This window comes from Streptomyces sp. URMC 123, from assembly GCF_051386515.1.
Taxonomy (GTDB): domain Bacteria; phylum Actinomycetota; class Actinomycetes; order Streptomycetales; family Streptomycetaceae; genus Streptomyces.
Map to the genome: position 1 here is coordinate 1 of NZ_JBPQTV010000182.1, position 12,658 is coordinate 12,658.

Annotated in this window: 14 protein-coding genes and 1 pseudogene; 9 read left to right on the forward strand and 6 right to left on the reverse strand. The window is 74.3% G+C overall.

Features of this window, described 5'->3' with window-relative positions; translation table 11 throughout:
• Positions 1 to 69: 69 nt before the first annotated feature.
• A pseudogene (locus ACSNOD_RS20230) lies at positions 70 to 753 on the reverse strand (GNAT family N-acetyltransferase, cg3035/Rv0428c family); the annotation flags it as partial.
• Between the two features lie 139 nt (positions 754 to 892).
• Between ACSNOD_RS20230 and fdxA the strand changes: the two are divergent.
• Positions 893 to 1,222, forward strand: a complete 330-nt coding sequence (fdxA, locus tag ACSNOD_RS20235) for a ferredoxin (protein WP_436768395.1) — start codon at positions 893 to 895, stop codon at positions 1,220 to 1,222.
• A 141-nt stretch (positions 1,223 to 1,363) separates the two neighbouring features.
• On the forward strand, positions 1,364 to 2,461 hold the full coding sequence (gene dapC / locus ACSNOD_RS20240) for a succinyldiaminopimelate transaminase (protein WP_436768396.1): 1,098 nt from the start codon (positions 1,364 to 1,366) through the stop codon (positions 2,459 to 2,461).
• Between the two features lie 111 nt (positions 2,462 to 2,572).
• On the opposite strand, the gene ACSNOD_RS20245 is transcribed toward dapC, so the two are convergent.
• Positions 2,573 to 3,058: an ATP-binding protein gene (locus ACSNOD_RS20245; protein ID WP_436768397.1), complete on the reverse strand. Its 486-nt coding sequence runs from the start codon at positions 3,056 to 3,058 to the stop codon at positions 2,573 to 2,575.
• 413 nt (positions 3,059 to 3,471) lie between these two features.
• Positions 3,472 to 4,524, reverse strand: coding sequence for a hypothetical protein (locus ACSNOD_RS20250; RefSeq protein WP_436768398.1), 1,053 nt, complete (start codon positions 4,522 to 4,524; stop codon positions 3,472 to 3,474).
• Between the two features lie 59 nt (positions 4,525 to 4,583).
• Here ACSNOD_RS20250 and dapE point away from each other — a divergent pair, with 59 nt between their 5' ends.
• Together dapE and ACSNOD_RS20260 are read left to right on the forward strand one after the other, a co-directional pair.
• The gene (dapE, locus tag ACSNOD_RS20255) at positions 4,584 to 5,654 is read left to right on the forward strand and encodes a succinyl-diaminopimelate desuccinylase (RefSeq protein ID WP_436768399.1); all 1,071 of its coding nucleotides are present in this window, start codon (positions 4,584 to 4,586) and stop codon (positions 5,652 to 5,654) included.
• Between the two features lie 188 nt (positions 5,655 to 5,842).
• Positions 5,843 to 6,637 (forward strand): TIGR00730 family Rossman fold protein, encoded by a 795-nt coding sequence (locus ACSNOD_RS20260; RefSeq protein WP_436768400.1) that lies wholly within the window; start codon positions 5,843 to 5,845, stop codon positions 6,635 to 6,637.
• 86 nt (positions 6,638 to 6,723) lie between these two features.
• Here ACSNOD_RS20260 and folP read toward each other — a convergent pair whose 3' ends face one another.
• On the reverse strand, positions 6,724 to 7,584 hold the full coding sequence (gene folP, locus ACSNOD_RS20265) for a dihydropteroate synthase (protein WP_436768401.1): 861 nt from the start codon (positions 7,582 to 7,584) through the stop codon (positions 6,724 to 6,726).
• A gap of 185 nt (positions 7,585 to 7,769) precedes the next feature.
• Between folP and ACSNOD_RS20270 the strand changes: the two genes are divergently transcribed.
• Positions 7,770 to 8,204, forward strand: a complete 435-nt coding sequence (locus ACSNOD_RS20270; protein ID WP_436768407.1) for a cell division protein DivIVA — start codon at positions 7,770 to 7,772, stop codon at positions 8,202 to 8,204.
• On the forward strand, positions 8,201 to 8,818 hold the full coding sequence (locus ACSNOD_RS20275) for a DNA-3-methyladenine glycosylase I (protein WP_436768402.1): 618 nt from the start codon (positions 8,201 to 8,203) through the stop codon (positions 8,816 to 8,818). The genes ACSNOD_RS20270 and ACSNOD_RS20275 overlap by 4 nt, the downstream gene beginning before the upstream one ends.
• Here the strand turns inward: ACSNOD_RS20275 and ACSNOD_RS20280 are convergent.
• Positions 8,803 to 9,603, reverse strand: a complete 801-nt coding sequence (locus ACSNOD_RS20280; RefSeq protein ID WP_436768403.1) for an enoyl-CoA hydratase/isomerase family protein — start codon at positions 9,601 to 9,603, stop codon at positions 8,803 to 8,805. The genes ACSNOD_RS20275 and ACSNOD_RS20280 overlap by 16 nt on opposite strands.
• Before the next feature lie 324 nt (positions 9,604 to 9,927).
• Here ACSNOD_RS20280 and ACSNOD_RS20285 point away from each other — a divergent pair, with 324 nt between their 5' ends.
• Entirely contained in the window at positions 9,928 to 10,095 is a 168-nt protein-coding gene (locus tag ACSNOD_RS20285; RefSeq protein WP_086831452.1) for a DUF3117 domain-containing protein, read from the forward strand.
• Positions 10,096 to 10,261: 166 nt separating this feature from the next.
• Here the strand turns inward: ACSNOD_RS20285 and ACSNOD_RS20290 are convergent, their stop codons facing one another.
• Positions 10,262 to 10,936 carry an O-methyltransferase gene (locus ACSNOD_RS20290; RefSeq protein WP_436768404.1) on the reverse strand — a complete coding sequence of 225 codons (675 nt, stop codon included), beginning with the start codon at positions 10,934 to 10,936 and terminating at the stop codon, positions 10,262 to 10,264.
• Positions 10,937 to 11,077: 141 nt separating this feature from the next.
• Here ACSNOD_RS20290 and sigE point away from each other — a divergent pair, with 141 nt between their 5' ends.
• Positions 11,078 to 11,863 carry an RNA polymerase sigma factor SigE gene (sigE, locus tag ACSNOD_RS20295; RefSeq protein WP_436768405.1) on the forward strand — a complete coding sequence of 262 codons (786 nt, stop codon included), beginning with the start codon at positions 11,078 to 11,080 and terminating at the stop codon, positions 11,861 to 11,863.
• A partial coding sequence (locus tag ACSNOD_RS20300; protein WP_436768406.1) for an anti-sigma factor family protein occupies positions 11,860 to 12,658 on the forward strand: 799 nt, incomplete at its 3' end. The genes sigE and ACSNOD_RS20300, both read left to right, overlap by 4 nt.

The window sequence follows — 12,658 nt, forward strand, 5'->3', positions numbered from 1 at the left end:
TCTCGCCGGCCAGGGTCGGCCGGCGGAAGCCGCTCACCGCCTCCCGCACATCGACCAGCGCCTGGCGGCCCGCCCGTAGCGCGCCAGCCAGCCCGCGTCCGGCGTGCGGCTCAACCGCACCCGCGCCGTGTCCACCGGAAGGTCCCCCAGCGGTGCCAGCGCCGCCGTCCGCACCGCCGCCGTGATCTCCGCGGTCCAGCCCAGCTCCGCCAGCGCGGCGGCCAGCCGCCGCGCGTACTGAGGCGCCTCCCGCCCGCCCGGCGCCCCCGTGCCCTCCGGCACCTGGACGTACGCCGGCAGCCCGCGCGCCGCGTACCACGCGCGGACCCGCTCCAGCGCCCGCTCCAGCGGCATCCCCGGGTCGCCGAGGGGCAGCACCGAGTTGGCGCGCCGGGTGAACCCGACGGAGGCCCGCAGCTCCCAGTCGCCCAGCCGCTCGCTCTCCCGCGCCGGCCAGCCGCGCGCCGCGACGCGCTCCAGCTCCTCGACGCCCGCCGAGGGCCCGCGCCGGCGCGCCGGCGCCGCGGGCACCACCTTGCCCGCCACGAGACTCTCCTCGGCGATCCGGACACTCTCTCCGCTTCGGCGTGTGATCATGAGCACACCGGCGTCCCAGGAGACCAGCTCACCGACGGTGTCCGTGTAGGTCCCACCTGGGGTTCCGGAGCCGGTCAGACGCCGCACCGATACCCTTTTCCCCACGTCAGCAGGGCTGATACGGACCTCGAGTCGTCCGCCAGTGGTGAATTCCACAGCTCTGTCCGCCCCTCCTTTGTGTCTCATGTCCGGGAACGGAGATACTAGGTGCGGGCATCGACGACGCCGCGCTCCCGCGCGCCACGCGGCGGAGCCGCCAACCGGTCCGCCAGCCCTACCGAGGAGGAACGACAGCGTGACCTACGTCATCGCGCAGCCTTGTGTCGACGTCAAGGACAAGGCGTGCATCGAGGAGTGCCCCGTCGACTGCATCTACGAGGGCCAGCGGTCCTTGTACATCCACCCGGACGAATGCGTTGACTGCGGTGCCTGCGAGCCGGTCTGCCCCGTCGAGGCGATCTTCTACGAGGACGACACGCCGGAGGAGTGGAAGGAGTACTACAAGGCGAACGTCGAGTTCTTCGACGAGCTCGGTTCGCCCGGTGGTGCCTCCAAGCTCGGCCTGATCGAGCGCGACCACCCCTTCATCGCCGGTCTGCCCCCGCAGAACCAGGAACAGCACTGATCCCCGGGCCGCGAGGCCCGGCACCGGCATCGCCTCGGTCCCGCACGGCACGCCCGCCGCGCGGGACCGCGGCGTCATGAGCCCCGCGCACGCCCCGAGCGCGTCATGAGTTCCGCGCACGCCCCGAGAGAGTGAGCCACCGTGCCCGCAGTCTCCGACCGCCTCCCCACCTTCCCCTGGGACCGGCTCGAGCCGTACAAGGCGACCGCCGCCGCGCACCCCGGCGGGCTGGTCGACCTGTCGGTGGGCACGCCCGTCGACCCGGTGCCCGAGGTGATCCGCAAGGCCCTGACGGCCGCCGCCGACAGCCCCGGCTATCCGACCGTGTGGGGCACCGCCGAACTGCGCGACGCCATCACCGGCTGGGTCGGCCGCCGGCTGGGCGCCCGCGACCTGGGGCACGCCCATGTGCTGCCGGTGGTGGGGTCCAAGGAGCTCGTCGCCTGGCTGCCCACCCAGCTCGGCCTGGGTCCCGGCGACCGGGTGGCCCACCCGCGCCTGGCCTACCCGACGTACGAGGTCGGCGCGCGGCTGGCCGGTGCCGAGCCGGTCGTCTACGACACGGTGACCGAGCTCGACCCGGCCGGGCTGCGGCTGCTGTGGCTGAACTCCCCGTCCAACCCCACCGGCCGGGTGCTCGGCGCCGACGAGCTGCGCGCGGCGGTGTCCTGGGCACGCGAGCACGGCGTGCCGGTCTTCAGCGACGAGTGCTACCTGGAGCTGGGCTGGGAGGCGGAGCCGGTCTCGGTGCTGCACCCGGACATCTGCGGTGGCGACTACGAGGGGATCGTGGCGGTCCACTCCCTCTCCAAGCGCTCCAACCTCGCCGGCTACCGCGCCGCCTTCCTGGCGGGCGACCCGGCCATCCTGGGTGAGCTGCTGACCCTGCGCAAGCACGGCGGCATGATGGTCCCGGCGCCGGTGCAGGCGGCCACCGTCGCGGCGCTCGGCGACGACACGCACGTGGCCGAGCAGCGCGCCCGCTACGCCGCCCGGCGCGCGGCACTCCGTACGGCGCTGGAGGCCAACGGCTTCCGCATCGAGCACAGCGAGGCCTCGCTCTATCTGTGGGCGACGCGCGACGAGCCGTGCTGGCGGACGGTGGGCGAGCTGGCCGAGCGCGGCATCCTGGTCGCGCCGGGGGAGTTCTACGGCACGGCCGGCGAGCGGTTCGTCCGGGTGGCGTTCACCGCGACCGACGAGCGGATCGCGGCGGCGGTCGAGCGCCTGACGCGCTGACGGTGCGACGGTCCGACGGGCTTACGCACTGACGTGCTGACGTCGTACGACGAGGGGCCCGGGGAGACGAACTCCCCGGGCCCCTTCGCGTGTGCCGCGCGGTGGCGTGTGTCAGTGCCCCAGCTGCGAGGTCAGCTGGCCGGTGGGCAGCTGCTTGTCGATGTCGTCGGTCGGCAGGTTCTTGCTCAGGTCGCCGGTCGGCAGGCCCTGGGTCTTGAGGGCGTCGGTCGGCATGCCGTCCTCGGTGATGTCGCTGACGTCGCCGACGACCTTGCCGAGGTTGCCCTGCGCCTGCTCGGCGGTCTCCGTGGCGGCCGGGGCGGCGGTCATTCCGGCGGCACCGACGGTCTTGCCACTCGCCGGCACGGCGGTCGAGATGGCGTTGCTGCCCGCCTCACCCACCAGGCTGGACGTGGTCTGCGAGGTGCCGTCGATGGCGGTGCCGAGGCCGGCCCCGTCCACGTTGCTCAGTCCGCCCACGGGGTTCTGCGGCATTTCCACGGCGCCGGCCGTGCCGGCGGCGCCGACGAGGGGAGCTGCGCCCGCTGCGACCAGCAGCGCGGCTCGGGCGATCCGACGCGTGAGGGGGAGGGACATTGTGCTCCTTCGACGGAGAGGCTGTGACTACTGACAGAGGTGGTGCGTCCGCCGTGCGGACGCAGTGACTACCGCGTGAGCCCCGGAATGGTTGCGGCGGCCCGGGGTAAAGAATCAGTAATGCGTCGCATAATAGGTTTCGGGTAAAAGCGGACAAATGATGTTCCTGTGTCCGGGCCCGCCGAATCGTCACTTCTCCCTGGGCGCAAGGGAGTTGATGGTGACCCGGGCGGTCGGCCCGTCGCGGTGCGCTCGTAGGGAGAAATGTCCGGGCCTCACCCGTACGGGGGCTGTCTCGCCCGCGCGTGCGAACCATCGCGCCGTACGGGGTGCGCCGCCGGCCACGACGGACCGGCAGCCGTGCCGCGGCGGGTCACCGCCGGGTCGTCTGCCCCGAAACCGTGGAGGGTGAACTACCGCGCCGTGGTGATGCGCACATCGCCGGCGCCGGCCGCGCCGGACCCCGCCGCGTTCCCGTCGGCCGTGCGCCAGCCCCGCTGGGACTCCTCCGCCGTCCACACCCGGCCCGCGTAGGAGACCTCGGCGATGCGCAGCTCCGCGGCGTGCGCCACCGCCCAGTGCGCCAGCTCCCAGCCGCGGGCGCCGGGCTCGCCGCCGGCCCGTGCCGCGGCGGTGCCGACCGGAATGGTGATCACGGAGGGCGCGGGGGAGGTGGCCGACGCCTGACGGTCGCCGCCGGCAGTACTGCCGGCACTGCCGCCGCTGTCGGGGCCGCCGCTCTCCGTCCGCGCGGTCGGGGAGGGCGAGGGTGAGGACTGGGCCCCGGCTGCCGCCGCCGGGCGGGGCAGCACATCGGGCCCGAAGTCCCGGGCCAGCTTCTCGCGCACCCGTACGGGGTCGCCGGGCGTGCCGTCGTCGCCCCCGGTCGTGCAGGTGAACGACGCCGGTACGCGCCCGGTGAGCGCGGAGGACAGCAGCGCGGCGTTGGGCTCGTGCTTGGCGTACGCCTGCGGGTAGCCGCTGCGCTGCACCTTCTGGGCCGCGACCGTCAGCGGCAGCCGCGAGTACCCCGGCACCCGCACCAGATGGTCGTAGAACTTCCCGGCCGAGTAGACCGGGTCCATGATCTGCGTGCGGTCGCCCCAGCCCTGGGAGGGCCGCTGCTGGAACAGGCCCAGCGAATCCCGGTCGCCGTAGTCGATGTTGCGCAGCCCCGACTCCTGCATCGCCGTCGCCAGCGCGATGGTGATGGCCCGTTCGGGCAGCCCCTTGGCCGAGCCGACCGCCTCGATGGTGGCCGCGTTGACCGCCTGCTCCGGCTGGAGTTCATAGGTGCCGCCGTCCCCGCCGCCGGCGCGCACCGTGCAGCGGGGCGGCCCGGAGCCGCCCGTGACGAGGTGCACCACGAGATATCCGGCGAGCGCGAGCAGCACGGCGCACGCTGCCGTGATGCGCAGCAGGCGGCCGCGGCGGGCGGGGCGGACGGGCTCGGACACGCTGACCACCGTACCTGTCCGCCCGCCGGCCCGGCCGCCCAGGCGGGGGACGGACTAAGGTCACCGGCATGGATCACCCCACCCTGGACCTGTCCCTGGACGCCGCGGCGCTCACCGCCCAGCTCGTCGACATCCCCTCGGTGAGCGGCACCGAGAAGCCCCTCGCGGACGCGGTGGAGGCGGCCCTGCGCGCCCTGCCGCACCTCACCGTCGACCGGGACGGTGACGCGGTGGTGGCCCGCACCCGGCTCGGCCGCGCGCAGCGGGTCGTGCTGGCGGGACACCTCGACACCGTCCCGATCGCCGACAACGTCCCCTCCCGCCTCGACGCCGACGGCGTGCTGTGGGGCTGCGGCACCTCCGACATGAAGTCCGGGGTCGCCGTGCAGCTGCGGATCGCCGCCACCGTGCCCGAGCCCGACCGCGACCTCACCTTCGTCTTCTACGACAACGAGGAGATCGCCGCCGAGCACAACGGGCTCAAGCGGCTGGCCGAGCGCCACCCCGACTGGCTGGCGGCCGACTTCGCCGTGCTGCTCGAACCCACCGACGGCCTGGTGGAGGGCGGCTGCCAGGGCACCCTGCGCGCCCGCGTGGTGACCCGCGGCCGGCGCGCCCACTCCGCGCGCAGCTGGCTCGGCGACAACGCCATCCACAAGGCCGCGCCGGTGCTGGCGCGGCTCGCCGCCTACGAGCCGCGCCGGGCGGACATCGACGGCCTGGTCTACCGCGAGTGCCTCAACGCGGTGATGATCGAGGGCGGTCACGCGGGCAATGTGATCCCCGACCACTGCGCGGTCGTCGTCAACTACCGGTTCGCGCCCGACCGCAGCGAGGAGGAGGCCATCGCGCATGTGCGCGAGGTCTTCGACGGCTACGAGGTCGAGCTCACCGACAGCGCGCCCGGCGCCCTGCCCGGCCTGTCGGACCCCGCGGCCGCGGCCTTCGTCGAGGCGATCGGCACCGAGCCGACGCCCAAGAACGCCTGGACCGACGTGGCCCGCTTCTCCGCGCTCGGCGTTCCCGCGGTCAACTACGGCCCCGGCGACCCCAAGCTCGCCCACACCCGCGAGGAACACGTGTCCGCCGCCGCCGTACTGGAGGCCGAGGAGAAGCTGCGCCGCTGGCTCTCCTCCTGAGCGAGGGCGGCGGCGGTCGGGCCGGGGCCCGTCGGGCCGGCGACCGGCGGTGCCCGCACCGCCGGCCGCGACGGGGGTGATCTTCGGCGGTCGTCCCGGCCCGACCCCCGCGACACCGCCTAGGCTGAAGTGCGACGATCCTTCCCCCGCCGGACCGGCGGGGAGGCCCCACGGAGGGAGAGCGCACCATGGACATCGCCGAGGGCACGGTGGAGGGCCAGGACCCCGACCACGCCGGCGGGGGCGAGGGCGTACCGGAGGAGCAGCGCTTCGGCCCCGTGCTGCGCCGCCGCCACCAGCGGCAGTTGGTCACCCCCGACCAGCGGCTGCTCGACTCCGCGCCCGGGTCCGCGGAGTGGGTGAACGCCGACCCCTGGCGGGTGCTGCGCATTCAGTCCGAGTTCGTCGAGGGCTTCGGCACGCTCTCCGAACTGGGCCCCGCCATCAGCGTGTTCGGCTCGGCCCGGACCGTGGCGGGCTCGCCGGAGTACGAGACGGGCGTGCGCATCGGGCGCGCGCTGGCGGAGGCCGGCTTCGCGGTGATCACGGGCGGCGGCCCGGGCGCCATGGAGGCCGCCAACAAGGGGGCGTGCGAGGCCGGCGGGGTCTCCGTGGGCCTGGGCATCGAGCTCCCCTTCGAGCAGGGCCTCAATCGCTATGTCGACATCGGCGTCAACTTCCGCTACTTCTTCGTGCGCAAGACGATGTTCGTCAAGTACGCGCGCGGCTTCGTGGTGCTGCCCGGCGGGCTCGGCACGCTGGACGAGCTGTTCGAGGCGCTGACCCTGGTCCAGACCCGCAAGGTCACCCGCTTCCCGATCGTGCTCTTCGGCACGGACTACTGGAAGGGCCTGCTGGACTGGATGCGCGACACGCTCATCGGCCAGGGCAAGGCGTCCTCGCGCGACCTCGACCTGTTCCACCTCACCGACGACGTGGAGGAGGCGGTCGCCCTGGTCTCCAAGGAGGCCGCGGGCGGCTGACCCGCCGGCCCGACGGGCGGTAGGCCCCGACCGCCGGCCCGGCGAGCGGCCGACCCGGGACCGCCGGTCACGGCCGGCGGCGCCGATCAGGCCAGGCCCCGGCGGGAGACCGCCGGGGGCCGGTGGCCCGCGATCGAGGCCACCATGTCCAGCACCTGACGGGTCTCCGCCACCTCGTGCACCCGGAACACCCGGGCCCCGAGCCACGCCGAGACGGCCGTCGTCGCCAGCGTGCCGATCACCCGCTCCTTGAGCGGCTTGTCCAGCGTCTCGCCGACGAAGTCCTTGTTGGAGAGCGCCACCAGCACCGGCCAGCCGGCCGCCGCCATCTCGTCCAGCCGGCGGGTCGCCTCCAGCGAGTGCCGGGTGTTCTTGCCGAAGTCGTGGCCGGGGTCGATCAGAATGCCGTCGCGCCGCACCCCGAGCTCGACGGCCCGCTCGGCCAGGCCCACGGTCACCCGCAGGATGTCCGCCATCACATCGTCGTACGCCACCCGGTGCGGCAGGGTGCGCGGCTGGGCGCCGCCGGCGTGGGTGCACACCAGCCCCGCGCCGTAACGGGCCGCCACCTCGGCCAGCTTGGGGTCCGCGCCGCCCCAGGCGTCGTTGAGCAGGTCCGCGCCGGCCTCGCACACCGCCTCGCCGACCTCGTGCCGCCAGGTGTCCACGCTGATCACCACGTCGGGGAAGCGCCGGCGCACCTCGGCGACGAAGCCCACCGTGCGGCGGACCTCCTCGGCGGCGGTCACCTCGTCGCCCGGCCCCGCCTTCACCCCGCCGATGTCGATGATCGCGGCGCCCTCGGCCACCGCCTGCTCCACCCGGGCCAGCGCCGGCTCGTCCCGGAAGGTGGCGCCCTGGTCGTAGAAGGAGTCCGGGGTCCGGTTCACGATCGCCATGATCACCGTCTCGTGGGCATCGAACTGGCGAGTCCCCAGTCGCAGCATGGTGGTGCGCTCCTCCTCGTATCGCTTCTCGGCCCGGCGGCGCGCGGGCGCGGCGGGCGGCGCGGGGCCGGCCGGTGCCGCCCCGGCGCCCGAGCCTATCCGCGGGGGCGCCGGTGGCGGCGCCCGCCGCTGTCGGTGGGCCGTGGCACGATCGGGGGCGATACGTGCGGACGGACCCCGGGGAGATGGTCGTGTTCTGGTTCTTTCTCATCGCGCTGGTCGTGGTCGTCGCCGCGGTCACGCTGGTGACGGTCGGGGGTGAGGACGGCGCCGCCCTGCGCGACGCGCACCCGGACCGGCTCGACGCGCCCCTGCCCGCCGACCGCCCGGTCGCCCGCGCCGACCTGGAGGCGCTGCGCCTGCCCATGACGGTCCGCGGCTATCGGATGACGGACGTCGACGACGTCCTGGGGCGGCTCGGCGCCGAGCTGGCCGAGCGCGACGACCGGATCGCGCGCCTGGAGGCCGCCCTGGCGGGCGCGCGCGGCGCCGCCGAGCGGTCCGGGGACCAGGCCCCCGCCGCCGAGCGCTCCACAGGCCAGGCGCCCGCCCCGGAGCCCGGCGCCGGTGCCGGCGCGGTCCGCGAGGAGCGGTCCGACGGCGTCCGGGGGCAGGAGTGAGCGCGGCCGCGGGCGCGCTGCCCGGCCCGGACGGGCTGCCGCGCTGCCCCTGGGGGCTCTCCACCGAGGACTACATCGCCTACCACGACACCGAGTGGGGCCGCCCGGTGCGCGGGGACGACGCCCTCTTCGAGCGGCTGTGCCTGGAGGCGTTCCAGTCCGGCCTGTCCTGGCTGACGATCCTGCGCCGCCGGGAGGGCTTCCGCGCCGCGTTCAAGGGCTTCTCGATCCCCGCGGTCGCCGCGTTCGACGAGACGGACGTGGCCCGGCTCCTCGCCGACCCCGGGATCATCCGCAACCGCGCCAAGATCGAGGCGGCGCTGGCCAACGCGCGGGTGGCGGCCGGCTGGGCGGAGGGCGAGCTGGACGCGCTGATCTGGAGTCACGCGCCCAGCGACGACGACCGCCCGGCGCCCCGCTCCACGGCCGAGGTGCCGGCGATCACCCCCGAGTCCACCGCGCTCGCCAAGGAGCTCAAGAAGCGGGGCTTCCGGTTCGTCGGCCCGACCACGGCCTACGCGCTGATGCAGGCGTGCGGGCTGGTCAACGACCACCTGGCCGACTGCGTCAGCCGCCCGGCGGCCGGGGCGCGCCCGGGTCAGCGGCCCGTGTAGCGGGGCTTCTCCTTCTTCACGAACGCCTCCACCGCGATCGCGTGGTCCGCCGAGGCCCCGGCGCGCACCTGGAGCTCCTCCTCCTTCTCCAGCGCCTCCCGCAGCGGCCGCCCGGCGCCGTACGCCAGCGACTCCTTGATCGCGGCGTACGCCAGGGTGGGCCCCTCGGCGAGCCGCCGGGCCACCGCCGTCGCCCGGTCCGCGAGCTCCCCGGCCGGCACGACCTCCTGGGCGATGCCGAGCCGCCGCGCCTCCTCGGCGTCGATGGAGCGGGGGAAGAGCAGCAGATCGGCGGCGCGCCCGTGCCCGATCAGCCGCGGCAGCGTCCAGGAGACCCCGGAGTCGGAGGTCAGGGCGACCCCGGCGAAGGAGGTGTTGAACGAGGCGGTGTCCGCCACCACGCGGTAGTCCGCGGCCAGGGCGAAGCCGGCCCCGGCGCCCGCCGCGACGCCGTTGACGGCGGCCACGACCGGCTTGGGCATGCCCGCGATGGCCATGACGATGGGGTTGTAGTGCTCGCGCACCGTGGCCATCGTGCGCCGGGTGCCCTCCTCGCGGTCCGCCGCGAGCGAGCCGATGTGCTCCTTGAGGTCCTGGCCCACGCAGAAGGCCCGCCCGGTGCCGATGAGCAGCACCGCCCGTACGGCCGCGTCCTCGGCGGCCCGGGCCAGGGTGTCCCGCAGTGCCACCTTGGTGGCCGTGTCCAGCGCGTTCATGCTGTCCGGGCGGTTCAGCGTGACCGTGGCGAGTCCCTCGGTCACCTCGTACAGCACGGTGTCGGCCATGGGTCCCCTCCGTCGTGGCTCGGTGCCGGTCCACTCGGTGCCGGCCAGGGGACAGCATGGCGGAGATCGTCGGCGGGGAACATGTGACCTCGGTCAAGATTCGACGCGGGTCGTCATGCACGCGATGGCGAAGTATCGCAGCCGGATCGCCGAATTGGGTGGTTTTGCGGAAGTGCGTTGCGCAAGCGATGCCCACTGATGTTGGTCATCGGGTCCCGCCATGCGGGATAATGACCTGGAAGCAATGTGTTCGATGCCGGTGACACCGTGCCTTTCATGGCGCCGTCGGCTGACGATGAGCTGGTTTCAGGAAGGGGAACGAGCATGGCGGCCATGAAGCCGCGGACGGGCGATGGCCCGCTCGAGGTGACCAAGGAGGGGCGGGGCATCGTCATGCGCGTTCCGCTCGAGGGCGGCGGTCGACTCGTCGTCGAGCTGACGCCGCAGGAAGCCGAAGAGCTGGGCGAGGCCCTCAAGAAGGTCGTCGGCTGAGAAACGCGGCCCACACTTTTTGCGCTGCCCCGGTCGCCGGATGACTCATCCGGCGACCGGGGCAGCGGCCTTTTCACGCCGATTGCTCTCGGCCCGATTCGGCCGCGCCGGTTCGGCCGTTCTCGTGCGCCGCGCTGTTCGGCCGCGCCGATTCAGCCGCGTCGGTTCAGCCGCGCTTGACCGCGCACAGCAGCCCGTCGCCGACCGGCAGCAGGGACGACATCAGCTGCGGACTCTCCCGTACCGCGCGCAGCAGCTCCCGCAGCCGCTGGATCTCCGCAGGCGGGGCCGCCGAGTCGACCGTACGGCCGTCCGCGAACACTCCTTCGAAGATCACCAGGCCGCCGGGGCGCAGCAGGCGCAACGATTCTGCGAGGTAGTCGAGGTACTCCATCCGATCGCCGTCGCAGAAGACCAGGTCGTAGCCGCCGTCCGCGAGCCGGGGCAGCACCTCCAGGGCGCGGCCGGGGATGAAGCGCGCCCGGTTCCCCGCGAAGCCGGCGTCGCGGAACGCCTCCCGGGCCAGCTGCTGGCGGTCCGGTTCGGTGTCCACGGTGGTCAGTACGCCGTCGGGGCGCATCCCGTGCAGCAGATGAATGCCGGAGACTCCGGTTCCGGTGCCTATTTCCGCGACCGCCTTGGCGTCCACGGCGGCGGCGAGCAGCCGGAGCGCGGCACCCGTGCCGTCCGACACCGTGCGCAGTCCCGCCTCACGGGCCCGGTCGCGGGCCCGGCGCAGCCCGGCGTCGTCGACGTCCCCTACGCCGTACGCCTCGGCGAACGCCCAGCTCGTCTGCCGGTTGCCGGTAATGGCCCTCTCCTGTCCCCGTAGTTGACGCACCCGTGACTGTAGCCGCTGTGCACGGGAACCCGCAGATGGGACCGCGCGTTACGGGGGTGGGAGGCGCGGTCCGGCACCCGTGTCCCGGTGGATAAAAAGTCGGTCAAAGATCCTTATCCGGAGCTAACGGGCGAGGTGGATATGGTAGGGGCTCCACTGGACACCACCAGAGCCGACAGGGGAGGTGCGGCTGCGGCGGGTGACCGACGGACGCGCTGGCGCTTCCGCAGGTCGGCCGGCGAGCCGAAATCCGTGACCGACACCGCTGACCGTTTCCGCGCAGCCGACTCCGCCACCACCGCGACCTTCTCCACCACCGCGACCTTTGGTGCCGAGCCGGACTCGCCCGCGTGGACTCCGCCCACCTGGGAGGAGATCGTCAGCACGCACAGCGCCCGGGTCTATCGCCTCGCCTACCGCCTGACCGGCAACCAGCACGACGCCGAGGATCTCACCCAGGAGGTCTTCGTGCGGGTCTTCCGCTCCCTGTCGACCTACACCCCGGGGACGTTCGAGGGCTGGCTCCACCGCATCACCACCAACCTCTTCCTGGACATGGTCCGCCGCAGGCAGCGCATCCGGTTCGACGCGCTCGGCGAGGACGCGGCGGAGCGGCTGCCCAGCCGTGAGCCCTCCCCGCAGCAGCGGTTCCACGACAGCCACTTCGACGCCGATGTGCAGCAGGCGCTCGACACCCTGGCCCCGGAGTTCCGGGCCGCCGTGGTGCTGTGCGACATCGAGGGGCTGTCGTACGAGGAGATCGCCGCCACGCTCGGCGTGAAGCTGGGCACCGTGCGCAGCCGCATCCACCGCGGGCGCTCCCATCTGCGCAAGGCGCTGCGGCACCGCGCCCCGGAGGCCCGGGGGCAGCAGCGTGCCCTGGCCGCCGCCGCGGCCGGGGCCGGCGGAGAGGTCGGGGCCGCGTGACGGGATCGGGTTCGAGCGGGCGGGGGGCCGCCGAGCAGCATCTGGGTGATCGTCTCGCCGCGCTGGTCGACGGCGAACTCGGCCACGAGGCGCGCGAGCGGGTGCTCGCCCATCTGGCCACCTGCCGCAAGTGCAAGGCGGAGGCCGACGCGCAGCGGCAGCTCAAGTCCTTCTTCGCGCAAGTCGCGCCGCCACCGCCCTCCGAGGGGCTGCTGGCCCGGCTCCAGGGGCTGCCCGGCGGCGGCGCGGACGGGCCGGAGGGCCCCTTCGGGGGCCCGGGCGGCCCCTTCGACCGCGACATCCTCGGCGCCCGCCCCGACGCGTTCGGCCGGCTGCCCGAGGGCGGCTCCCGCTCGGTGGCGATCGACCGCTCCCGGCCGTCCGGCTTCCGCTTCCACGACATGGACCGGCCGTCCTCGCGCAGCCGGCGCTTCGCGTTCGCGGCGGCGGGCGCCGTCTCGGCGGCGGCGTTCGCCCTCGGCGGCGCGCTGCCGCTGGAGGCGGCGATCGACACGCCCAACGGCCGGGTCGACGGCGCGGCCACGCCGCTGCGCACCGGTCCCGCCACCGGCGGCCGGGCCGTGAACGGCCACGGCGCGCAGGCCGCCCCGGCCGGCGAGGCCCCGGCGTTCCTCAGCGGTGGCCGGTCCGGCACGGCCGGGCCGTCCCTGACCGGGTACCCCCGACCCCCGCTGCGGGCGCACCCCGTCGTGCCGCCCGCGCACACCGCGCTCTCCCCGCTGATACGCCAGGCGCTGCTGCTCTCCCACGGCTCCCCGCCGGCGGCCCCCGCCC